Genomic DNA, 24,908 nt, shown 5'->3' on the forward strand with positions numbered 1-24,908 from the left:
TTAAAGATAAGTTAGAATTTCTTTGTTTATTATTTTTTCAATTGGTTGGATTAACTTTTGGTTACTCATCGTACTACTTAAGCGTAATTTTTCCTTAGGAACGGTTATAACAGCTACTTGCTGCCCTTTTGCCATTTCCGCGGTTACAATAGGTCTAGCTGTTTTTGTATCCAATGTCATAATAAGATCTGGAAAGGTGCCAAAACGCACTCCATCTTTCTCAATTGTCATATACTCGTTCCAAAAGGTCATATCATAGCAATCCTCAATCGTTACTTTTCCTACATCAAAACCTCCTATTGTTTCTAAAGTACATGCCGTTACTGTTCCTTCTGTGACTACAGATCCTCCTAGTTCAGACACAACTGCTTCGATAGCAGATTCTCCTTTATTAGACAGCAAGGCTTTGCCAACTGTAATTGCTTGCGATATGGCTCCATTCGCTCCGTTTTGCTTTGCATATCCCACTGTTATAGGATTTCTTGCCACTGCTACTAACCCGCCAGCATCAACGGACAATTGGCGAACTGCTTTTGCTGTTATATCAAGGGAACCAGTGATAAGCATTTCTACATACTTATCTCCTTTCCCGCCAACGGCTGCTTGATAAGAAATATAAGTAGGCATCTCTGTTAAATTTAATGACCCCATTGTGCCAGTTGGATGAGCTCTTCCATTACAAGGCAGATCTACTACTGGTAATCCTGTCATAGCGGATTGAAACCAGCCATTTACTGTAGTGCCAGCTCCATTTTCATTGGTAATAATTCCTTGAAGTGGTCTATCTAGCTTACTTGCCAATAGCTCCATTGCTTTGACATAATGAACTGGCTTTACGTACTGCTCTTTAGCAGCTGGAGCGCCAACTAGCGAAACCGTTACAAGTAAGTCTTCATCTGCCATTTCCTCTGCTATTTTTAAGATAGGCTGACCAACCTCTAAAGCAAGGCGTCCTATTTGAAGTCCATCTTCTATTTTTCCTCCTCCGCCGCCGCCTAGTATGGCACCACCATATACAGCAAATTCAACGATTTGTTCATCTAATTTTATTGTCACGTTTCATCTCCTCATTTCCCTAATTTAAATACAGAGTTAAAGAAACTATACAGTGCATCCCCAGCAATAAACCCTGCAGCTAAAATACTCATTGGCGTCTCTGCTTCTTTTCCTTTTTTCTTCACCCACATTAATCGAATCGCAATCCCTACCAATACTGCAATGCCTGCATATGGAGTTAAAATTAATAAACCTGTTGCAAACATTACTCCTAGTTGTCTGCTTGAACCACCAAGTATTTGTAAGATAGCACCTGGAATAGCCCATATTAATAATTGCCGAGCGACTTCCATTGAAGTGCCTGCCTGAATCGTAGAAACATAGACAGCGTCTATTGGAGGAACAAGGTTATTGGCAAAATATCCTTTATAAGTGATTAGCACTGTTAGCAATGCGACTCCAAAGGCAACTAATGACGTCATATATTGTTGCTTTCTTCCATCTATTTCATATTCTTTATCAGCGCCATTTCCTCGTAAAATATGGCCTGTTTTAAAGTCATAGCCCATATCTGCAAAGGCCGGTCCTGTTGCAGCACTGAATCCTGCAAGTAAAGCAAGTGCTAAAGGCGGAAAACCAATCATCATACCAATAAGGAGGGTAATAAAGGCAACCGCAAAGGCTGGAAACCACCCTGAATGCATGGCAGCAATACCAACGATTAATTCATGAACAAACGCAGCAAATGCGGCAAAAATCAGAAATCCAATCAACATACCAAATGACATATCTGTAATAAGTCCGCCTGTTAAAGCAATAATTAAAGCAATCGCAATATAAACAATAAAGCCAATTCCTAAAGTCTTTCTTGCTACTGAAATAGGTGTTGTATAATTCGAGTCGTCAACATCATTTTCCATAGCTGCAGCTACCTCTTGATTTTTTCCCTTTTGCTTTCTCTTATCTTTTCCAAAGATTAATAGCGTAACTTGGACTAACGCCACAATTCCTGCACCAATCATAATGCCATGTGGAATGTAAAGGGCGTTTACATCTACACCAAAAACAGGAATAGAATATTGTCGGAATAGTAAGCCAATCCCAAACATCGTTAAAGCCCAAATGTTACCGATAAAAGCAACCCCAAAGGCAGACATCGGAATATGCAAAATCGAACCGATAACGCCAATAAGTGTTCCAATTCCAAGAAGCCCTGCCCGTTTTCCTCCCTTATCACCAGCAACGATAGCTTGTGCTGTTGCTACTCCTGGTGCCCATGTACCTGATGCAGGAAACAGCTTGGAGTCAAATAGTTTATATAAAATGGCAGCATCTGCAAACATGGCCAATGCTGCTCCAATCAACATCGGAACAATCAAATCTGGTTCCCCAATTAGAAAAGGAATACCGATAGGAATTAATAAACTATTTGCAGCCCCAAAAGTTGCTGCAGATATAGAGGTTTGCATTAAATTCTGTCTATGAATAGACTTATACCTTTTAAAGATAGTAACTGGAATTCTAGCAATCAGCATTGCTAGAAGCGCACCAATAATAGATGTATTTGGTGTCACTCCTAAAGAGACGATAATTTGCATCCCGATAATGGCGCCAAACACTGCTGTAATAATGGTAAATATGAGGGAAACAGGTTCAAATAGACGAGGGTGTTTTTTTACTGGTTCTACTTGTTTCATAGACTAGCCTCCAAATTATTTTTAAATAGCATTTTGATGTTAAAGAGTGGGGTCATACTAAACTAAGTGGTACATTTGATGGTTTGAATAAAGAATATTAAAAATAAGGCCAATTAATTCGTTATGCTTATTTACAAATATAATCTGGCAAACAATGAAAATTTTGGTTGTCCATATGACAATGTCAGTATAACTGTGCTGCAAACTGTCCTTCTGCTTCGACTGCATCGATAACGGGAACTTTCAATTCATTACGCAATTGGTCTGCCAGTCCAATTGTTGAAAAACCTGTGCAAGCAAACACAATTACCTTGGCTCCTTGATCTAACAAATCTTTAGCAGCCTTTAGCCCCTTTTCCTTCCCTTCCTCTTTCAGTAAATCAGTCGTATTTTCTACACCTTCTGGAACTTTGAAGCCAACCAACAGCTCCCCTAAAATTTTCTTCATAACTTCTGGAACATCCTGAGTTATCCCTAATATCCCAACAGGTTTTCCTAAAGAAAAAGCTGTTAATGCAGCAGCACTTCCCGCCCCTATTACTGGGATAGACACCGCTTTTCTTAGTTCTTCAATCCCAGGATCTGCCGCACAGCTAATAGCAAGTATCCTTGCTCCTTCCCTTTCCATCTTTTTTCCTAACTCTACGATTTTTGGTATTGCTTCTTTTTCTGAAGCATCATCATAAATACCTAACGCTTGATCTGGAATACATTGATTTACTGTTGGCAATCCAAACAATTCTGTAATTATTTTGCCATGATGGTCCAAGACTGCTTTATTCTCCGTTGTAAAAACACGAATGACACCAATCATATCCCCACTCTCCTAATTTAAATTTTCTGAATATTTATATTTTATTTTAACTTTTCTGTCTTTTTTTCACAATGTCCTAAAAAAACAAAAAACAGAAGGATCTATTGTGCTCCGAGTACAATAGCCCCCTCTGTTTTAGGAACCCTTAAAGTTATGAAAGAATATACAGCAATAGTATAAAACCTTCTCTTGGAAAGTATCTAATTTAATATCTGCAATTTCTTTTATTCTATCCATGCGATATTTTACTGAGTTACGATGAATATATAATTGATTTGCTGTGTCCTTTAAACTGCCATTAAAAGTCAAATAATAAAAGAGTGTTTTGACAAGATCACTGTCATTTTCTTTATCATATTGTATTAACTTACCTATTTTCCTTTCGATTACTGGATCCATATTGACATAGTCGGAACTGTCTAGTAACAATTTAAATAGCTCAATATCTTCATAAAAGTACATTCTTTTCCCTTTATTAAGACTGGATCCAATTAAAAGTGAATTTCTAGCTTCTAAATAGCTTAAATGTATCTCCCATAATAGCGCTCTTCCGCCAAATCCTACTTGAAAATCGGTATATTTCTTGATAAGAGGGAGTAATTTATCCATCCATAGTTGATTTGTTTCTTTTGTTATAATTGGTTGATAGGGAACGGCTGATAGGATGACAAGCCGGCTTCCTTGTTTCTGTGTGTAAATCTTATTAGCATGGGATAGATTAATGGATTCTATAATGCTGCTTAAATCATGTAACAATGATGAACCTTCTTCCATAAGGGTTGCACTTTCCATCACGATTATTTCCCACATTATTTCAGGATCCAATCCAAGTTGTCTTCCTTTATTCACTACTTCCTCTTGGGGGAGAAATATGCCTGCAAGCAGTTCTTCAATAAAATTTCCTCTTAAATGATTCTCTGTATCCATTGCTGTTTTTCTTCTCATTAGTTCTAAAGAAAAAACTAGACGTGCCTGTTCAACACAAATTTTATCCATTTCATCCAACTGTTCTTTTTCAATTAAAAATTTGCCAACTCGCTCCTTATCTACTGTAATATCCCACTGCTTTATATGCGTAAATTCGTTCATCCATCCTTCCTTTGGGGAGCAAACAATTTTTTTACCATCTTTATCTAAGAGAATAATAGGTGCTTCTATCATTTGTGATACATTATCAGCAACCGTTTGTATCCCACTGTTTTCAAGAACCAATGTCGTTAACTTCTTATAAATTTCTTCCGACCTTCTAAGTAGAGCAGCATGCTTATTCACAATTTGTTCCATGACAGCATTTGTAATATCAATGTATGGCACACCAACTGGAAGCTGAATAATAGGAAGGTTATATTTATTACTTACCTCCATCATTTCTTTTGGCATTTCATGTAAATACCTTTCCGGTTTTATTGCTAATGCTGCAGCATTTGCCTGCGCTAATTTCTCCACAAGCTTTGTCAATAAGGAAAGATCATGTCTTATGGAATAAGCTGTTGTGAGCAGCAACTCTCCCCCTCTTAACCAGCCGTCGATGTCGGGAACCTCCATAATATCAATATTTTGCACGTTTCTATTTAATCCTTCCCTCCCACTTATCACCTTTGCATCCTTTAAAACAGGGAGTCGTAATAAATCATTAACTGTAATGCCCGATTGATTCATTCTTACCACCTCCACTACAATATCTTTGATCCATTTTCATTAAAAGAGGCTTCCTGTCTATCGGAAGCCTCCATTCATAAGTTTTACTGAACCCTCATAGCCAAATCTCCAGTTTTTGCCCAGCCTACGCGAAGAATTACGAAATAAAGAGGAAGGGTAATCACAATTGGAAGAACCATACCTACTGCCACATAAATTAAGAATCCCTGCAAGCCTTGAGTGGCCATAATGCTGATTGGCGCAATTAAAGAATTCAATCCTAATCCAGCCAATTCATACGTTGCCGTGAATCCGAATCCTAATGTTGCAATCGGGGCACAAATGACGGCTGCTACAAAAGGTGGAATGATTAACAGCGGATTTTTCACCAAATTAGGGAATTGTACTTTTGGTGTAATGATCGATTGTGCAAGAAATCCTCCTAAATCATTTTGACGAAGAGACATCGCTGTAAATCCAACAAATTGGACCGTACACCCGATTAATGCAGCCGCACTTGATACTGGATCCATTTGCAATGCAATTGCTAAAGCTGCTGATGATGCTGGAGTCATCAGTAGGATGCTCCATACTAACGAGATAACCATTGGCGCTATTAAAGGTGAGCCTTGTACCGATGAAGTGATTTGGGCACTAATCCATTCTAGCATCGGAGTTGTAACTGCCGCCAAACCTACTCCAGCAATTCCTCCAACTAAAATTGCTGCAGCTGGAATGGCCACCATATCTAAAATTGTTTTTCCGTTAACCCGCTTCCCAACATATGTTGCCACTACCGCTGCTAATACTGCGCTGATTGGTTGTCCGGAAACAAGCACCATTCCAGCATCCGTTGCATGCAGCGCGTTCCCCCCAATCGTACTACAAACCATCGCACTAAAAATAACTAATGTGTTTCCACCTAACTGATAGGCAATTCCCGCTCCAAATGCCGGGGCTAACAATACCTTTGCCACTCCGCCAATTTGAACTAAGACATCCCAGCCAAATGCTTTTCCGATCGATTCTAACAACAATCCCATTCCTAACGTTACAAGGACTGCATTTGACATTCCTGCTGAGGCTTTATACATTCGTTCCATAAAATATTCTTTAGTCTTCATCATTTTCTACTCCTCTATTTAAAAATAATTATTAGCTAGATAAAAACAAAAAAGCCTGTCCAATAATGGATAGGCACCTTCAAGTCTTAAAAACTGTTTAGCGCCTTGTTTTTAATAACAAAAACTGGACTAAACAATTCCCGTTATAATACAGAGGGATTATTTAATCCTAAGAGCATAATATGAGTATAATAATCAGTGCTGTATTTGTTTTGATCTTCATGTTATGCTCCTCCTAAACCGTTTAATAGTGTGTAGCTATAATATCATCAATATTCAGAATATGTAAATAATTTTTTTATTTCAGTTTTTAATAAAACGCTATCATCAAAATCAGAATGCAATCTTCTTCTTTTCTTTCTGTAAAAAGTGATTATTATTCAAGAAAAATAAAATCAATATGAAGGCTATATGTGGATTTTTTTACTTTATTGAAGTTTTGTTAGATTATTTAACAAAAAAAAGAGTGGCGAACCACTCTAAATAATTTCGGTATTCTTTGTTTCTTTTCCAAAAAACAGAACTACTGCTGCCCCGATTAATACAGCAATACAAAAAATAGTAAAAATAGAGGGAATGGAGACCTTTTGTGCTGTTAAATAAGGAACTAATAATGGTCCTAAGATTCCGCCAACTCTTCCAATCGCAGCTGCCATTCCTGCACCTGTCCCTCGAACCTTTGTAGAGTATTGTTCTGGTGTATAGGCATAAAGAGCTCCCCATGCACCTAAGTTAAAGAAGGATAAAAGAATTCCTGCTGTAAGAAGCATCGCTGTGCTTCCCGCTAACCCAAACATAAAGGCACTTCCTGCTGTCCCAATTAAAAATAGCACGAGTACAAACTTTCTGCCTGCTTTTTCAATTAAATAGGCTGCCAAAGCATATCCCGGTAATTGTGCTAGTGTCATAATTAATACATATTCAAAGCTTTTTATCATACTAAATCCTTGAGATACCATGACACTTGGAAGCCATAAAAACATTCCATAATAAGAGAAGACTACACAGAACCATAAAATCCATAAGGTTGCTGTTTGCTTCCGATTTTCCTTCGACCATACAGCTTGCAGGCTTTCCTTAATTGTCAGCTTTTTCTCTTTTTCTACTTTTAAGAATTTCGGTGAATCCGGTAAATGCAAACGTAAATATATAGCGTAAAAAGCTGGAAGAACGCTTATGATAAGTGCTGCCTGCCAGCCATATTTTGGGATAACAAAGTAGGAAATTACTGCAGCGAGTAACCAGCCAAATGCCCAAAAACTTTCAAGTAAGACAACGACTCTGCCTCGTTTTTCCTTTGGAACACTTTCAGAAACAAGTGTAGATGCTACCGGCAGCTCCCCACCAAGTCCCATTCCAATGAAAAAACGTAGAATTAGAAAGATCGTTAAGGAAGTAGTAAAGGCAGAGAGCCCGCTGCCAATAGAAAAGAGTAATAATGTAATCATAAATACATGTTTTCTTCCGATTCTATCTGCCATTAATCCAAAAACAAGTGCACCGACAGCCATTCCTATTGAATTCATACTGCCAATCCAGCCCATCTCCTTGCCCGATAAACCCCAATCTGCTTGGAGAGCAGTAATAATAAATGAAAGCATTCCAACATCCATCGCATCAAACATCCACCCTAAGCCTGCGATACCAAGAATCTTTCTTTGAGATATTTCCTTTTTCATTGTAATCCTCCCATTTTCCCCTTAGGTTTCCACTGATAGGTGTAATTATGAAAACTAACTATTATAATAACACTTGTCATGACACTATTCATTACATTTCAAACATTTTTAGCAAAAATTGCGGTAAATAATGGATTATCCTCATAAATAATTCCAAAAAAAGCGTTAATTACTACTATATTCAAGATTTTTGAAAAATTTCTAAAAAAAAATGTTATCTTTCCCTTTACTTTCTTCCAAATAAGCATAAAATGATTGTTATGTTTTCTATTTTTAAATGTAAAGGGGAGTTTTAACTGTTGAGTGTTTCAACAAATAAAATACAAAATCAGTCTCTTTTTAATATATCTTGGCCACTGTTTATTGAACTTGCTTTACACATGGGTATGGGAGTAACTGCTACCTTAATGCTAAGCCATTATTCTGATAGCGCAGCTGCAGGTGTAGGAGTTGCCAATCAGCTTCTGGGAATTTTTATTCTAGTCTTTAATGTAACATCCATTGCTGCCATGATACTAATTGGGCAAAAACTTGGGGCTAATGAGCTTAACCTTGCTAGAAGGTTTGCACGCTCTGCGGTTGGTTTAAACTTCTGGTTCGGAATAATTATTGCAGCCCTCGTTGTTATCTTCGGTGAACATTTATTACAACTTTTCGATATTCGCGGTGAAGTATTAGAATATGGATTAATATTTGTTCGTATATGTGGTGCGTCCCTCTTCTTAGAATCTCTCTCACTTGCACTTAGTGCCATATTAAGAAGTCACGGCTTTACAAAAGAATCCATGATTGTTAGTGTTTTGATGAATGTAATTAGCGTAACCGGTTATGCCATTAGTATTCTTGGTGTTTTTGGTTTACCTATTACAGGTGTCATTGGTGTTTCTTGGACTATCGTTATAGCCCGTACATTTGCTGTACTTGTTTTGCTTTATCTTGTTTATAAGAGAATTGCTTTAACTTTTTCCATTAAGGATTTCATCAAAGTCAATAAACAAGATATTCGAGATATGCTCTATATCGGCATTCCTTCTGCGGGAGAAAATTTATCGTATCAATTTTCTCAGCTTATGATTACTGCAATGGTTGCTTCTTTAGGAGATGCCTCCTTAGCAGCCAGAGTATATATTAGTAATATTTCCATGATCTGCTACTTATTTACATTAGCAATTGCTGAAGGTACTCAGCTCCTGGTTGCACGTTATATCGGCGGGAAGCAGTTTGACCGTGCATTGAAACGAGGCATTAAAACACTTAGACTGGCCATGGTCGTTTCATTAGCGGCAGCTCTTGTAATGGCATTAATCGGTCAGCCAATATTAGAGCTATTTACAGATAACTATGAAATTATTGCTATCGGGCTACCTATTCTCTGGGCAGTGGTCTTTACAGAACCAGGAAGAGCAATGAATATTGTCTTAATGAGTTCCTTAAAGTCCTCCGGTGATGTTCGCTTTCCTGTCATTATTGGTATTATCTCCATGTGGGGAATTGCCGTTACGTTGAGCTATGCTCTCGGAATTACATTAGGGTTGGGACTTCTTGGTATCTGGTTGGCTCAAGGGATAGATGAATGGTTTAGAGGAATATTTGCCTTCAGACGCTGGAAGACAAAACCTTGGGAACGAGTGAAAGTTAATCGTTCGATTGCATAAAACTATTTTGGAAAGGTCTATGTAAAAGAGTGTTTTACATAGACCTTTTTTTGGTTTGGCTGATAATTAGTGTTTTTCGCGAATTTTCTCTTCTTTTTCGCGAATTTCTCAAGTGTTTTCACGAATACCTTCCCTCTTTTCGCGAATATCCCCCCAATAATTCATATTATCCCCTTCTCCTACTTTTTCCCTAATTATTGAAAATTACAAACTAATCATTGAAAAGCGCTTTCATTCCATTTATAATATCACTAAACCGGTTTACTAAATCGTTTTATTAGAGGTGAGATATAAATGTCTACTATATATATCCCTTTAAATTCCTTTTTTGATGAAAAAATAGCAACGAAAGATTTACTTCAAGCCATTTCAATTATTGAAAAATCAAATGCCTCCGGAATTGAAATTAGGAGAGAATTATTACATGAAGAGGAGTTGCTAACAACCTTACAACATATACAGCCTATTCTCCAGCAAGCTAACTTATTTACCGTTTACTCTGCTCCTATTCCAATCTGGAACAATGCTGGGGCTGTAAATGAGCAAGCACTTCATACTATCTTGGAAGAGAGCGAGATTCTCTCAGCAAAATGGGTTAAGCTACCCTTGGGGCATTATCTGGAGAATAAATCAGATCTACACGACTTATGGAAAATTATCCACAACTACCCTTCTCTTTCATTATTAGTGGAAAATGATCAAACAAGGGAAGGGGGGAAAATCCAGCCGTTAGCATCCTTTTTTGAAAACGCTTCTAATTTAAGGATGCCAATCAAAATGACATTTGATATAGGCAATTGGACCATTCAGGAGGAAGATGCATTGGCAGCATTCCAAATTTTCCAGCCTTATATTTTTTATTTTCATTTAAAACATGTATTTAAACAAGGCAAGCATTTTTTTACCGAGCCCTTGCCACTTGACCCAAATGCTGATTGGCGAAAAATGGATCATTTGATTCCAGCTGCCATTCCGAGAGCATTGGAGTTTTCCTTGGAGAGATCAATGGTGGAGATTAATAAATTTATAGATATTGTCCATTCAAATCAAAGGAGGGAAAAATTACATGCACTCAATTGATGTCATTACATTCGGCGAAGCCATGGCGATGTTTATAGCCGACTCTTGCGGCCCACTACATGAGGTACAGCATTATACAATGGAACTGGCAGGGGCGGAAACAAATGTAGCAATCGGCTTAGCTAAATTAGGATATAAAGCTAGCTTTGTAAGTAAAGTTGGTGCTGATGCCTTTGGAAAATTCATTATGGAAAACCTCCAAAAGAATCAAGTTGATGTAGAAAAAATCATGACAGATGCATATTTCCCAACCGGATTTCAATTAAAATCACGGGTAACCAAAGGTGATCCAGAAGTCCAATATTTCCGAAAAGGCTCTGCTGCAAGCCATCTAGCTATTGCTGATCTTGATGAAGATTATTTTCAGAAGGCAAAGCATCTGCATATGACTGGTATTCCATTAGCGCTTTCCTTGGAAACTAGAGACTTTGCTCAGCATGCTTTATCATTTTTTAAAAAGCAGTGTAAAAAGGTTTCTTTCGATCCAAATTTGAGACCAAAACTTTGGAATTCAGAAAAGGAAATGGTAGATACCATCAATTTCTTCGCGAAACAAGCGAACTATGTGTTACCAGGAGTAGAGGAAGGCATCAAACTAACGGGCTATCAAACGCCTGCCGATATTGCTTCCTATTATTTAGACGCTGGCGTAGAATTAGTTATCATCAAACTTGGCGCGCGAGGTGCCTATTATAAATCCCCTACAGAAGAAGGAACCATCTATGGCTACCCTGTAGCAAAGGTGATTGATACAGTTGGTGCAGGTGACGGCTTTGCTGTTGGAGTAATAAGTGGGTTCTTAGAAGGTCTTCCTGTAGAGGAATCCGTGCAGCGCGGAAATGCAATTGGCGCGTTAGCTGTACAATCGCTGGGTGACAATACTGGCTACCCGGATAAACAAGAACTTAGGCAGTTTATAAACAATCATTCTCAAAGGAGTGTACGTATATGAATACCCTTTCTAAAAAAAGATGGATTCGTCTTATCCCGATTGTTTTTATTACTTATAGCTTAGCTTATTTAGACAGAGCAAATTATAGTTTTGGAGCTGCTGGCGGCTTAGCTGAGGATTTAAATATTACTGCGGCTACCTCTTCTCTACTTGGTGCATTATTCTTTTTAGGCTATTTCTTCTTTCAAATTCCAGGTGCTCATTACGCAGAGAATAAGAGTGCAAAAAAGCTAGTATTTTGGGCATTAATCCTTTGGGGTTTCTTAGCAACAGCTACTGGTCTTATTTCAAATGTGAACGTTTTATTCGTCATACGCTTTAGCTTAGGGGTAGTAGAAAGTGCTGTTATGCCTGCGATGCTAGTATTTCTAAGTCATTGGTTTACAAAAGCAGAGCGTTCTCGAGCAAATACATTCCTCATTCTAGGAAATCCGGCAACTGTTTTATGGATGAGTATTGTATCTGGTTATATTCTTGAATCACTCGGTTGGAGATGGATGTTTATATTAGAAGGTTTACCTGCCGTGATTTGGGCATTTTTATGGTGGAAACTCGTCAATGATCATCCAAAAGATGCAAAATGGCTTAACAGCGACGAAAAGGCTGCCATTCATCAATCATTGCTGGACGAACAAAAGGAACTTAAACCAGTTAAGGACTATCGTGAAGCATTTAAGTCAAAGACTGTTATTCTGCTCAGTCTTCAATATGCGCTTTGGAGCATTGGCGTATACGGTTTTGTGATGTGGCTTCCTACTATTATTAATTCAGCCCCAAATGCAAGTATTGTAACAACGGGCTGGCTCGCATCAATTCCTTATGTATTAGCATGTGTGTTAATGTTAGCGGTTTCTTACTTCTCAGATAAATTTCAAAATCGCAAACTATTTGTCTATCCATTCCTCTTAATTGGGGCAATTTGCTTCTACGGCTCCTATTTAATTGGCACAAGTAATTTCTGGTTATCCTTTATTCTCCTTTCTATTGCAGGAGGAGCAATGTATGCACCTTATGGTCCGTTCTTTGCGATTATTCCAGAAATCCTTCCTAGAAACGTCTCTGGTGGGGCAATGGCATTAATCAATAGTATGGGAGCATTAGGCTCTTTTGCTGGAGCCTATATCGTTGGCTATTTAAATGATTTAACTGGTGGTTTTGGAGCTTCTTATAATTTCATGGCAATTTCCTTATTATTGTCAGCTATTTTAACAATTATTGCTACAAAAAAGGAAAAGAAGGTAATAGGAAAATTAGCACAGCAACCATTGCATGAGTAATTTTTAAGCGTTTTCCTCTTTCGCTTTCTTGTAACGATAGATTGTTTTATACTAGAAAAAGAATCTATTAAAGTAGCGAGAGAGGAAAACAAATGGCGAAAGTAACCATGGCGGATGTAGCGAAATATGCAGGTGTTTCTAAAAGCACCGTTTCACAATATATCAACAAGCGTTATGAATATATGGGAGAAGACACAAGGGAAAAAATCAAAAGTGCCATTGAACAACTAGGTTATCATCCCAATTATATTGCACGCAGCCTTAAGCAAAAGAAAACTTCTATGATTGGAATTATTGTAGCCGATATTGTTCATCGTTTTTCGACAGAAATCTGCCGTTCTATTGAAGATTACTGCTTCGAGCATGATTATCAGGCAATCATCTGCAACGCTGACAACAATCCCAAAAAGGAACGAACATATATCGAAACATTGCGTGCCAAACAGGTAGATGGTCTGATTATTTTTCCTACAGGGCAAAACACCGATATTTATGCCAAAATGATAGAGGAAGATTATCCCGTTGTTTTTATGGATCGAGATATTCCGGAAATAAATGCTTCTTTTATTTTATCCACAAATATAGAATCAAGCTATCATGCAATCAAATTATTTTTGGAAAATGGCCACAAGAATATTGCTATTTTGACACAGCCATTAACTATCTCAACAAGAAAAGAACGAATTGAAGGCTATAAGAAAGCATTGCTAGAAAACTCTATAGACATATGCGAAGACTATATTATCAGCTCAGAAATAGAAAATGTGAAAACTGAATTACATCACCTATTTCAGAAAAAGAACCCGCCCACTGCTATCCTGGCAGGTAATGATTTAGTATTCTTAGAGACTTTAGCATTTTTACAGGAAAAGAAACTGCGTATTCCTGAAGATGTATCCCTAATTGTTTTTGATAATTTTCCTTTTGCACATCTTTCCAATCCTCCAATGACGATGATTGCACAGCCTGCCTTTGAAATGGGAAAAAAGGCTACGGAAATATTATTAAAACAAGTTAACAAGGAACATTTTAAAGTAGAAAAAATTATTTATCCTTGTGAATTAATTGTTAGACAATCCTCCATAAAGAAAATATAAAAAATCGATCGGAGAAGCGTTCCTTCTATATGAGCAGAATGACGCTTCTATACTGTTCCATTACTCTATTAAAAATTTTTACTGTTTAAATAAACCGGTTTAGTATTGAAAGAAAGGATGGTTAACAATGATCATTCAATTAGCTTTGGACCGATTAACTATTTCGGAAGCAATTCATATAGCCCAGTTAGTAGAAGCTGATATTGACTGGATTGAAGTTGGGACCTCTCTAATCAAGGAATTCGGAATAGACAGCGTCCGCCAAATGAGAAAAGCATTTCCCCATAAAAAGATCCTTGCTGACACGAAAACAATGGATAATGCGAAATATGAAGCAGAGCTTAGCTTTGCCGCCGGGGCAGATATCATCACGGTTATGGGAACAGCCCCAAAAGTAACCATTGAGACATGTATGGAAGTAGCAAAAAAGAAGCAAAAAAAAGTAATGATTGATTTATTAAACACTTCCAGAGAACAAATGATATCACTTGCCACGATTAAGGATGCTATTTTTTGCTACCATATAAGTAAGGATGAGCAAGAACTAAATGGGAAAAGCGAATGGGAAACCGGCACTGCCTATCTAACTCCAATTGCAGCGGCAGGCGGAATTACTATCGCTTCCATCCCACAGCTTCAAAAAGGCGGCATTGATATAGCCATTATCGGATCCGCTATTACGAAGGCTGCCGATCCAGCAAAGGCGGCAAGACAATTTAATCAGGAGGTATTGTCCAATGAGTAAGCTTACAGCTATTCAACAGGAAATCCAAGTCGTTTTGTCACAAGTCGATGAGAACTTATTAATTGATACAGCAGCATTAATTAGAGAAAAAAGGAGAATTTTTGTCGTGGGAGAAGGACGATCTGGGCTCATGGCGAAATCCTTTGCCATGAGATTAATGCATTTAGGAGCAACCGTTTATGTAGTGGGCGAGACAATTACTCCTTCTATTTCTTCTGAAGATATATTAGTCGCGATTTCTGGTTCTGGGAAAACAAAGTCTGTTATTTGGACGGCTGAAACTGCTCATAAACTAGGATGCACTGTGTTAGTCTTAACTACTGATCCTAGCTCTCCACTTGTGGAAGAGGCAACCCATACAATCTGCATTCCGGCAAGCACGAAATATCGGCAGGCAAATGAGATGAAGTCTATCCAGCCCTTAGGCTCATTATTTGATCAATGTGCCCATATTGTCTTTGATACCATTTGTCTAAATTTTGCTGAGCTAAATGAGATTGGATTTGAGGAAGCCTTTAAGAGACATAGCAATATGGAATAATAATGCTTAATAAATACCCGTAGAAGCGAGTGACTGAGTTTACGTGCTCCTAAGCGGGTATTTTGTGCCTCTTTTGAAGAGCATATCGGCTGTTTTTATCGTAAAAGAACAATCCTCTTATTTTCACTGCTATTGTTTATCCCCGCCAAAACACAAATTGACAATTACTAAAATGGTTAAATCACTCTACTCTTCAAGAATAGTCGATCCTCGAACAACAAGCTTCGGCTCAAAAATATGTTTGCCTTGATTTTTGTTCCGTTCATTAATTTTTTTTAGGAGCATGCGTGCACAAGCCTCTCCCATTTCCATTAAGGGCTGCTTAATTGTGGTAATTTTTGGTGAGGAGATTCTATCTAGAAAGACGCCATCAAACCCAGTTACTGCGTAGTCTTCTGGCACACTTTTCCCCTTCTTCTGAATAGCACGAATCACTCCTGTTGCAATGCGATCTGAGGCGCAAACAAATCCAAATTTACCATCGTTCTTTGATAGGAATTCAGAAACCTTTGCCTCGGCTGCTCTTGAACTATTTGCTACTCTTATAATTTTTCCTTCTATAGCATTCTCTGAAATTGCATCTAGGTACCCTGCCTCGCGAAGTTGCCCAAAAGGCTCTTTCTCATCAATTCCGATAAAAATTAGCTGCTTATATCCTTGGTCTAAAATATGTTTAGTCGTAACATATGTCCCTTTTTTGTTATCCACATCGACAAAATCAAATCCATGCAAATTCTCTCCAAATAATACAACCGGAATTGTTAACTTTTCAATAAAAGCATAGTCAGATTCGCGCATACCCGTAACAATGATGCCATCACACTTTCCTATATTAAGTGATGTCCTTGTTACTAGCTGTAAGGAATAATGGTTCTTATCCAGCTCCCTGCTCATTCCCGTTAATAAATTCATATAATAAGGTTCAACCGTGTCCATTTCTTCTAAAATAAGTAATTTAATCACTTGTGTTCGATTATTAACCAATGCTCTTGCCGCATAGTTAGGAACATAATTTAATTCTTCCATTGCTTTATATACAAGCTGTTTTAATTCATCTGTTACTTGCTCTGGATGATTTAACACTCTTGAAACTGTCATCTTTGAGACATTTGCTTTTTTTGCCACATCTGAAAGTGTTGCCAATGGAACTCCCCCAGTATTAAATTTAGATTTCTCTATTCATTAGATTACTAATTATTGAAAGCGATTTATTATACTACTTCATTTATTCTACAACAAATAATTATTCACTATTATATTTAAACTAAACTTTTTTATAATTATGCTTGATAAATAACGAAAATGGGTTGATAATAGAGGGGCGCAAACGTTTTCCTTTTATCTTTTTATATTATAATTGTTTTTTGCTAGATACTCAACTCTTTAATAATGCAAACGCTTGCGTAGAAAGGGAGATTTTATGTTAAAAGAAGCGATTTATCATCGGCCTGGCAATAATTTTTCTTATATTTATAAAGACGATCTAGTCCACATCCGTCTCCAGACAAAAAAAGCAGAAATGGAATCTGTTCAGCTTATTTTTGGAGACCCTTACATTTTTGTGAATCAAGCTTGGCAATACGAAAAAGCTCCCATGAAAAAAAGTGGCAGCACAGAGCTTTATGATTATTGGTTTATTGAAATAAAGCCTGAGTATCGACGCTTACGCTATGGATTTGAGCTTTCATCTGAAAAGGAGACACTTATCTATACAGAAAAAGGATTTTATGAAGCAATTCCAACAGACGATACTGCCTATTATTTTTGTATCCCTTTTGTGCATAAAGAGGATTCTTTTCATGCTCCCGACTGGGTAAGAGATACGGTTTGGTATCAAATTTTCCCAGAACGCTTTGCCAACGGGAATCCTATGCTTAATCCTGCTGATACGCTCGAATGGGGAAGTACAGAGCCTACCCCTACTAATTTTTTTGGCGGCGATTTTCAAGGTGTTATCGATCATGTTGATCATTTAGTTGATTTAGGAGTTAATGGTGTTTATTTCACTCCAATATTTAAAGCTTACTCTAATCATAAATACGATACGATTGACTATATGGAAATCGATCCCCAGTTTGGCGATAAACAGACGTTTCAAAAAATGGTAGATGTTCTTCATGATCATGGGATTCGGATTATGTTAGATGCTGTTTTTAATCACAGTGGCTATTTCTTCCCTCAATGGCAAGATGTCATGGAGAGGGGGGAGGAATCTATCTATAAAGATTGGTTCCATATTCGTGAATTCCCAATTCAAACAGCACCAATTCCAAACTATGATACATTTGCCTTTACCCCGTTTATGCCAAAGCTAAACACAAGCCATCCAGAAGTAAAAGAATATTTATTAGAGGTTGGCCGATATTGGGTAAGAGAATTTGCCATCGATGGCTGGAGGCTGGACGTTGCCAATGAAGTAGATCATCCATTTTGGAGAGATTTCCGCACAGAGGTGAAAGCATTGAAGCCCGATGTGTATATTCTCGGAGAAATATGGCATGACTCTATGCCTTGGTTGCAAGGAGACCAGTTTGATGCTGTTATGAATTATCCGTTCACAACAGGTGCCGTAAATTTCTTTGCGAAGGATTCGATTACTTCGACAGAATTCAAACATACGATTACCAATGTCCTTCATATGTATCCAAATAGTGTTAATGAAGTATCTTTTAATCTATTAGATAGTCATGATACGCCTCGTATTTTGACCCTTGCAAATAATCGAAAGGATAGAGTGAAACTACTCTATTTATTCCTTTTATCTTTCACAGGAACACCTTGTATCTACTACGGCGATGAAATAGGGATGGATGGCCCACAGGATCCAGGCTGCAGAAAGTGTATGGTGTGGGAAAAAGAGAAGCAAGATCTTGACTTATTTGCCCATATTCAAAAATTAATTTCACTTCGTAAAAACCATCCGGCATTTGGTAACAAAGGATCATTTATTTTCTTGGATTCCAATAATAATAATATTACAATGTACCGAAAAACATACAAAGAGGAACATATTATTTTCTCTATTAATAACACAGATCAAGAACAAACTTTCACGATTCCCGTTGAAAATATCGATAATAAAAATGTTCAAGATCTCTATCATGATAAAGAGATTATTTGGGACCTAGAAAAAGAATTAACACTGTCTCCAGGTGCGTTTTCAATTTTACAATTCAAGGTGAAAAGCTAACACCAACCTTCTTTTAAAAAGCGGATTCCTTCTGCGCTATGCAAAGGGAATACGCTTTTTTGTTTTTGCAATTAATTTGGTTGGGACTTATATGCGTTGAACACCACTTTTCCCCCTATCCCTTCCTCTCCCCAAAACAGCACTTTCCCCAGCCAAATAAAAAAGAACAGAGCATACAATACACTCCATTCCCTCTCACTCTATTATTCTCCTAATTTCTCCCTTAGCCGTTCAAGGGTTATTTCTGCGGTACTTCCGACTTGCCAATCTGCTAATTTCATGCGGTCAGGGGTGCCAACACCAACTGCAAACATATTTGCTCCCTTTATTGCTTGAATGCCAGCTTCCGCATCTTCCACTCCCACACATTCACGCACTTGTAATTGCAGCTGCTCTGCTGCTTTTACAAAGATTTCTGGATCAGGCTTCCCTTTTTTTAATTTTCCGGGATCGACGATGGTATCAAAAAAGTTTGTTACTTCTAAACGATCTAATATCACTGGACCATTTTTACTTGCAGAAGCAAGGCCAAGCTGTAAGCCGGCTTCTTTGCATTCTACCAAGAAGTCTTTTATCCCTGGCAATAAATCATGAGGGGTAATTTCTTTAATTAGCTCTTGATAATAGGTATTTTTATCGTGTGCCAGCTCTTCCACTTGCGCTTCAGAGAATTGCCCGCGAATTCCCCCATGATCTAGTATTTTATATAAAGAGTCCATGCGGCTAACACCTTTTAATTCCTCATTAAACTCACGATCAAAAGGAACTCCAATGGCCTCAGCTGTTTTCTTCCACGCTAAATAATGATATTCTGCAGTGTCTGTAATAACTCCGTCTAAATCAAAGATAATTCCTTTTAACATATTAATTGGCCTCCCTATATAAAAGGAGCCGTGCTTGCTTTATTCTAGCGCTCTTCTCTAGCAATAGAATACAATCAATCAGCGGCTCCCTTCTTCTAACTAGTTATTTCTTTCCAACAAACTCTTTTTCTAGTAAAATATCTTTTCCATATAACTGCATCTTTAGCGAACTCCCGGATAGAAGTTCTAATTTCACTTCCTCTGAAGTCGTTGTGACCCGAATTAATCGATTCCGATAATTGATTGTAAAGGTGTAGCTATTCCATCCTTTTGGAACAAATGGTGCAAAGGAAAGAGTTCCTGCTGCTGTGCGCATTCCAGCAAAGCCGTGGACAATAGCCAGCCAGCTTCCTGACATACTAGTTATATGCAATCCATCTTCTGTATCGTTATTATAATTATCAAGATCTAATCTTGCCGTGCGCTGATACATCTCATATGCCTTTTCCTCCAGCCCGATCTCTGCTGCTAAAATAGAATGGACGCAAGGGGAAAGACTTGATTCATGGACAGTCATTGGCTCATAAAAATCAAAGTTGCGCTTTTTCTCTTCTAAGCTAAATTCATGATTTAAGAAATACATCCCTTGTAAAACATCTGCCTGCTTAATGAAACAAGAACGTAAGATTTTATCCCAAGACCAATTTTGATTAAGTGGTCTCTCTTCTTTTAAAAGGGTATCTACGGTTCTTAAGTCTTTATCAAGGAATGTATCGTGCTGAACAAAGATTCCCAATTCCTCATCTACTGGGAAATACATCTTGTCAATGATTTCTTGCCATTTTGCTAATTCACTTTTGCCAATATTTAAATCTATTTTTCTTTTTGAAGTTGTTTTTTCAAGTAATTCTAAAGTATATCTTAATGTCCACGTCGCAATCTTATTCGTATACCAATTGTTATTCACGTTATTCTCATATTCATTTGGTCCTGTTACTCCATGTATCATGTATTGATCATTTTTTTTCGAATAATGTACGCGATCTGCCCAAAAGCGACTGATTCCGACTAACACATCTAATCCTTCATTTAGTGCATAGGTTTCGTCACCTGTGTACGTTGTGTAATTAAAAATGGCGTGGGCAATGGCACCGTTACGATGAATTTCTTCAAAGGTAATCTCCCACTCATTATGGCATTCTACCCCTGTGAAGGTTACCATCGGATATAATGCACCTTTCAGTCCCTGCTGTTTGGCATTATGCTCCGCACCTGGCAGCTGTTGGCGACGATAGCGTAATAGCTGCTCTGTTACTTTAGGCTCTGCTACTGCCAAATACATTGGAACGATATATGCTTCTGTATCCCAGTAGGTTGCTCCACCATATTTTTCTCCTGTAAAACCTTTTGGCCCTACATTGAGACGCGCATCGTCCCCATAGTACGTAGAGAATAATTGGAAAATATTGAATCGGATCCCCTGCTGCGCTTCTTCATCCCCATCAATTTGAACATCCGCCTTTTCCCAGCGGGCTGCCCATGCAGCAATATGTTCTTCTTTTAAGGAATCATATCCTTTTTCTTTCGCTTGTTTTGCTAACAAGTCAGAAACAGCACCTAATCTTTCTTCTTTCCAATCGCGAGAGGTCGAAACTGCCACATATTTCTGGAGGTGGATTGTATCCCCATGTTTAAGCTTATTGTTATATGCATTAGCAACATACATCGGCTTTTCATTGTAAGAAGTTACTTCTAGATGATTAATGGTATTTGCCATCGAAGCAGATACTGCAAATCTTGGTGTTCCAAAAGGATTATCAACCGTTTTCATTATTAGATTGGCAGCATTAGCTTCTACTTTTCTGCCAGTCTCTTCCCAGAATTTTTCTTCATAGTTGGAATCTTCATTAGTCACATCACCATCTAAATATGGAACCAATTCAATCTTATGCGCTCCTGTTAGCGTTGTTACCTTTATATCTATTGCACAAACTTCTTTTGCAACAATACTTAAAAAGCGTTCAAACTCAAACTTGATTTGACTTTCTCCTTTTTGGAGGATGAAGCTTCTTCTTAAAATGCCTTCCTTCATATCTAGCTCTAGGTGAAAATCAATAATGTTTTCCTTATACAAATCTACTTTGGTACCGTCTACATAAATATCTACACCAATGAAGTTCAGCGCATTGATCACTTTGCCAAAATATTGAGGATAGCCATTTTTCCACCAGCCAACCCTTGTTTTATCAGGAAACCATACACCTGCAATATACGTACCTTGATGGAAATCCCCTGAGTATCCTTCTTCAAAGTTACCACGCATCCCCATATAACCATTTCCGATGGAGGTTAGACTTTCCTGCAGTCGCTTTTCTTTTTTTTCCAACTTATTTGATATTAATTTCCAGCTGTTTATTTCGAAAAGACGCTTATTTGTCATAATCTTCTCTCCCTATGCTTTATCTGAATCTATCTTTAGTCTTTTTTCTTTAAATCCTGTTCTAAAAAAAGCAAATGCAATCATTAATACCGTTCCAAGTCCTTGTATCATGATGAAGGTTGCAACATCAAATTGAATAAATCCATAGATTACAGCTAATATGGTTGGTAGTCCTGCTGCGTTAAGGACAATGGTTGCTGCCTCTTTAAAGGTTCTTATATCGGTAATATTTGATTTCTTTGTCAGCCATAATACGAGTGACATAAATAGAAATTGCACTACATTCATCGCTGTATAAACACCTGCTAGTAATAGTAACAGGATTGGCAGAAGGAACGCTTTGTTCTGCACATACCATAATGTTCCGATATATCGCAGGACATCTTCCTTGTTTTCTATTTTGAAAGGATATTTCTCCTCATTCATTGGGTAATACAATTGAAACCCAAACCCATTTTCTTCGGCAATTACAGCATAGTCCTCTTTAAAAACAATGGCATTTTCATAACCTTTAATAGCAATTGTCTGATCTTCTCCAGTCATCTGATATTTATTGTCCTTATCAATTGCAATCACATTTCCGCCTGTCTCTTCTGTATATTGACTGTCTATTCCCACTAACTTACCGTTTTTAACTTGTTTTGAAGACAATGACTTGGCAAAATCATCTGTAATTAATTCAGCTGTCTGGGGAAACAAAAACTCAAATGGGAAATTTGTTAGTTTTGCCATTTGAATAGAGGTTGGCATCATCATACATGCAATTAAGAAAATAAAAAGGAAAATCATTTTCGGCCATGTTAATAGATTCTTACCCTTAAATACATTTGTCGGTGTAATAATAGACTTGAAATATTGCATCAAAAATGGTTCCGACTTCTTCATTGTAATCCCACTCTCTTACTTTAAAATTCTTTGTTGTTTTCTTTCTATCCTAAGACGCCCGCGCCACTACTAGCAGACGTCTCTAACATTTCTTCAGTTGGTCACCGATTAGCCTTTTGATCCGCCGCTAGTTAAACCAGATACAAAGTTCTTTTGCAGGAAGAAGAATAAGACAACAATTGGTAATGCTGCGAGAACCGCTCCTGCCGCAAATAGCGCTACCTTTTGTTCACGCGGGTTGGAAATTAATGTTTGTAATCCAACAGCCAATGTTAATAATTCGTTGGAGCGTAATAAAAACTTAGATAATAAGAAATCATTAAATGGTGTCATAAATGCCCATAAAGCTTGAACGGCAAGCATTGGGCGCACTAATGGTAAGTTAATTTGTACAAAGATTCTTAAATGACCTGCTCCATCAATTCTTGCACTTTCGTCAAATTCACGCGGTATGGTATCAAAATACCCTTTCATTAACCATACGTTCATCGGGATACCACCACCGATATAGATTAATGACAGCAGCCAATAAGAATCAATTGCTCCAAGTACTGTTGCTAGTACGTAATAAGCAGTTAATGCTGCCATTGTTGGAACCATTTGAATAACAAGGAAGAAAATTAAGCTATATTTTCTTCCAACAAAGCGATAGCGGCTGAATACATATCCAGAAAGAGTGACCAATGTTACTTGCACAACCATTACTGCAACCGCAATAATAATCGTATTTTTATACCAGCTTAAATAATTCGTTTCACTAAAAAGTCTTTGGAAATTATCAAGTCCCCAGTTTGCATCCAATTTCAATGTAAATGCCGCCATATTAGTAGCTTGAAAGGCACTTGATGCCGTTACTAATAATGGGTAAATGATTACTATTGATAGGATTCCAAGAAAACCATATGTTAATATTCTATTGATAAGTCGCGATGCTTTCATGCTCATCCTACATCATCTCCTCATTGCCAAAAGCATTTGTTTTCTTAAATGTTATGAGTGATACTGCAATTACAATTGCGGAAATAATCAATGTTACCGCTGCTGCAACTGCATATTGCGGTGCTTGCCCTGTTGTTAATTTATAAATCCATGAAATGAGGATATCTGTCGATCCTGCATTCCATCCAATACTTCCTGGACCACCTTCATTAAACAAGTAGATGATAGAGAAGTTGTTAAAGTTAAATGTATACTGTGTGATCATAACTGGCGCTGTTGCAAAAAGGATCATCGGTAATGTGATATTGCGGAATTGCTGCAAAGCAGTTGCTCCATCAAGGTTTGCTGCTTCATATAAATCATCTGAAATAGATTGCAATACTCCTGTTACCATTACAAAAATATATGGAAATCCAAGCCAGCCTTGAATCATAATAAGTGCTGTTTTTGTCCAAGTCGCATCTGTCTTCCAAGAAATTGCCGGTATATCAATGAATGGAAGATGATTGATCAATGGGATTACTTGTGCGTTAATGGCACCAATACTGTCATTAAACATATTAGAGAATCCCATGATCGAAATAAATGCTGGTACAGCCCATGGCAATAAGAAAAGAATTCGGAAAAATGCTTTCCCTTTTACATGCTTCTGATGTAGCACTACAGCAGCAACGACACCAAGAACGATTTGTAAAGTGGTTGCCCCAAATGTCCAAATTAATGTCCAAACAAGGATTTTCATAAATGTTGCACGATAAGAACTTAAGAAAAAGATGTTGGTAAAGTTCTCAAAACCAATCCAATCAATCAGCTTAAATGGCGGTATATGTTGAAAATCATAGTTTGTAAATGCTATAAATAATGTCACTAATACCGGAAAAATAATGATAAAAGCCATTAAAATATAAGACGGGAATGTAAAGATGTAAGGGAATCCTTGCTCCCAAAGATTTTTCAATATATCAACCGTCTTCGTATTGATTTTTTCTCCTCTATCTCTTAATGCCCCTATTTTACGAGCATCATAAATGTTTAGTATATAGAAGAAGAGAAAGATAACAGTTAAAATTAACTGTAATGTTCCTTTAATCATTAGGAATAACGAGTGATCATCACGAGGTATACTTCCTAATGTTATTAAGCCTTCCAAAGCCTGAAATCCAGTTAATGCCATCTCTATTGCAAAAACCAAGAAGAGAGCAAAAAATACTATTCCTTTAAATGCTTGTTTATTATAAAACTGACCTAACCCAGGAATAATGGATAACAGGGATGCTTTCTTTTTATGATTTGTTTCATTTCGACTCATTGTGGGCTATCCCCTTTCTATAAAATTGCATATTGTTGCATAATGGT

The 24,908-nt window shown here is 37.5% G+C and carries 20 protein-coding genes; 8 read left to right on the top strand and 12 right to left on the bottom strand.

Going from position 1 to position 24,908, the window contains the following annotated elements:
* The 6 genes from NST77_RS19325 to NST77_RS19350 all read right to left on the bottom strand — a co-directional run bounded on the left by NST77_RS19325 (window position 1) and on the right by NST77_RS19350 (window position 7,948).
* Entirely contained in the window at window positions 1-1,056 is a 1,056-nt protein-coding gene (locus tag NST77_RS19325) for an S-methyl thiohydantoin desulfurase domain-containing protein (RefSeq protein ID WP_163185113.1), read from the bottom strand.
* Window positions 1,057-1,067: 11 nt separating this feature from the next.
* The gene (locus tag NST77_RS19330) at window positions 1,068-2,693 is read right to left on the bottom strand and encodes an OPT/YSL family transporter (protein ID WP_163185110.1); all 1,626 of its coding nucleotides are present in this window, start codon (window positions 2,691-2,693) and stop codon (window positions 1,068-1,070) included.
* A 184-nt stretch (window positions 2,694-2,877) separates the two neighbouring features.
* On the bottom strand, window positions 2,878-3,507 hold the full coding sequence (locus NST77_RS19335) for an aspartate/glutamate racemase family protein (protein ID WP_163185107.1): 630 nt from the start codon (window positions 3,505-3,507) through the stop codon (window positions 2,878-2,880).
* A 135-nt stretch (window positions 3,508-3,642) separates the two neighbouring features.
* Window positions 3,643-5,166 carry a PucR family transcriptional regulator gene (locus NST77_RS19340; RefSeq protein ID WP_341123422.1) on the bottom strand — a complete coding sequence of 508 codons (1,524 nt, stop codon included), beginning with the start codon at window positions 5,164-5,166 and terminating at the stop codon, window positions 3,643-3,645.
* A gap of 83 nt (window positions 5,167-5,249) precedes the next feature.
* Window positions 5,250-6,269 (bottom strand): PTS transporter subunit IIC, encoded by a 1,020-nt coding sequence (locus tag NST77_RS19345; RefSeq protein WP_163185171.1) that lies wholly within the window; start codon window positions 6,267-6,269, stop codon window positions 5,250-5,252.
* Window positions 6,270-6,748: 479 nt separating this feature from the next.
* On the bottom strand, window positions 6,749-7,948 hold the full coding sequence (locus tag NST77_RS19350; RefSeq protein WP_217279735.1) for an MFS transporter: 1,200 nt from the start codon (window positions 7,946-7,948) through the stop codon (window positions 6,749-6,751).
* Between the two features lie 299 nt (window positions 7,949-8,247).
* Between NST77_RS19350 and NST77_RS19355 the strand changes: the two genes are divergently transcribed.
* The 7 genes from NST77_RS19355 to hxlB all read left to right on the top strand — a co-directional run bounded on the left by NST77_RS19355 (window position 8,248) and on the right by hxlB (window position 15,295).
* Window positions 8,248-9,603, top strand: coding sequence for an MATE family efflux transporter (locus tag NST77_RS19355; protein WP_095329465.1), 1,356 nt, complete (start codon window positions 8,248-8,250; stop codon window positions 9,601-9,603).
* Between the two features lie 294 nt (window positions 9,604-9,897).
* Entirely contained in the window at window positions 9,898-10,683 is a 786-nt protein-coding gene (locus NST77_RS19360) for a hypothetical protein (protein WP_163185101.1), read from the top strand.
* Window positions 10,670-11,635, top strand: coding sequence for a sugar kinase (locus NST77_RS19365; protein ID WP_095329463.1), 966 nt, complete (start codon window positions 10,670-10,672; stop codon window positions 11,633-11,635). Before NST77_RS19360 ends, NST77_RS19365 begins: the two co-directional genes overlap by 14 nt.
* Window positions 11,632-12,912, top strand: coding sequence for an MFS transporter (locus tag NST77_RS19370; protein WP_095329462.1), 1,281 nt, complete (start codon window positions 11,632-11,634; stop codon window positions 12,910-12,912). The genes NST77_RS19365 and NST77_RS19370 overlap by 4 nt, the downstream gene beginning before the upstream one ends.
* A 92-nt stretch (window positions 12,913-13,004) precedes the next feature.
* A complete protein-coding gene (locus NST77_RS19375) occupies window positions 13,005-14,009 on the top strand; it encodes a LacI family DNA-binding transcriptional regulator (RefSeq protein ID WP_172859483.1) in 1,005 nt (334 codons plus the stop codon).
* Between the two features lie 127 nt (window positions 14,010-14,136).
* Complete coding sequence (hxlA, locus tag NST77_RS19380) at window positions 14,137-14,754, top strand: 3-hexulose-6-phosphate synthase (protein ID WP_163185095.1); 618 nt, start codon at window positions 14,137-14,139, stop codon at window positions 14,752-14,754.
* Complete coding sequence (gene hxlB / locus NST77_RS19385) at window positions 14,747-15,295, top strand: 6-phospho-3-hexuloisomerase (RefSeq protein WP_163185092.1); 549 nt, start codon at window positions 14,747-14,749, stop codon at window positions 15,293-15,295. The genes hxlA and hxlB overlap by 8 nt, the downstream gene beginning before the upstream one ends.
* A 186-nt stretch (window positions 15,296-15,481) precedes the next feature.
* On the opposite strand, the gene NST77_RS19390 is transcribed toward hxlB, so the two are convergent.
* Window positions 15,482-16,438, bottom strand: a complete 957-nt coding sequence (locus tag NST77_RS19390; protein ID WP_163185089.1) for a LacI family DNA-binding transcriptional regulator — start codon at window positions 16,436-16,438, stop codon at window positions 15,482-15,484.
* A 277-nt stretch (window positions 16,439-16,715) separates the two neighbouring features.
* Between NST77_RS19390 and NST77_RS19395 the strand changes: the two genes are divergently transcribed.
* Window positions 16,716-18,485 (top strand): glycoside hydrolase family 13 protein, encoded by a 1,770-nt coding sequence (locus NST77_RS19395; protein WP_163185087.1) that lies wholly within the window; start codon window positions 16,716-16,718, stop codon window positions 18,483-18,485.
* Window positions 18,486-18,688: 203 nt separating this feature from the next.
* Here the strand turns inward: NST77_RS19395 and pgmB are convergent, their stop codons facing one another.
* The 5 genes from pgmB to NST77_RS19420 form a co-directional block, all read right to left on the bottom strand.
* The gene (pgmB, locus tag NST77_RS19400) at window positions 18,689-19,348 is read right to left on the bottom strand and encodes a beta-phosphoglucomutase (RefSeq protein WP_095329456.1); all 660 of its coding nucleotides are present in this window, start codon (window positions 19,346-19,348) and stop codon (window positions 18,689-18,691) included.
* A gap of 103 nt (window positions 19,349-19,451) precedes the next feature.
* Window positions 19,452-21,728, bottom strand: coding sequence for a glycoside hydrolase family 65 protein (locus tag NST77_RS19405; RefSeq protein ID WP_341123424.1), 2,277 nt, complete (start codon window positions 21,726-21,728; stop codon window positions 19,452-19,454).
* Window positions 21,729-21,740: 12 nt separating this feature from the next.
* A complete protein-coding gene (locus NST77_RS19410; protein ID WP_047940862.1) occupies window positions 21,741-22,613 on the bottom strand; it encodes a DUF1189 family protein in 873 nt (290 codons plus the stop codon).
* Window positions 22,614-22,721: 108 nt separating this feature from the next.
* Window positions 22,722-23,558: a sugar ABC transporter permease gene (locus NST77_RS19415; protein WP_047940863.1), complete on the bottom strand. Its 837-nt coding sequence runs from the start codon at window positions 23,556-23,558 to the stop codon at window positions 22,722-22,724.
* 1 nt (window position 23,559) lies between these two features.
* On the bottom strand, window positions 23,560-24,861 hold the full coding sequence (locus NST77_RS19420) for a sugar ABC transporter permease (RefSeq protein ID WP_047940864.1): 1,302 nt from the start codon (window positions 24,859-24,861) through the stop codon (window positions 23,560-23,562).
* Window positions 24,862-24,908 lie beyond the last annotated feature (47 nt).

It is taken from the genome of Niallia sp. FSL W8-0177 (genome assembly GCF_038006285.1).
Classification (GTDB): domain Bacteria; phylum Bacillota; class Bacilli; order Bacillales; family Cytobacillaceae; genus Niallia; species Niallia circulans_A.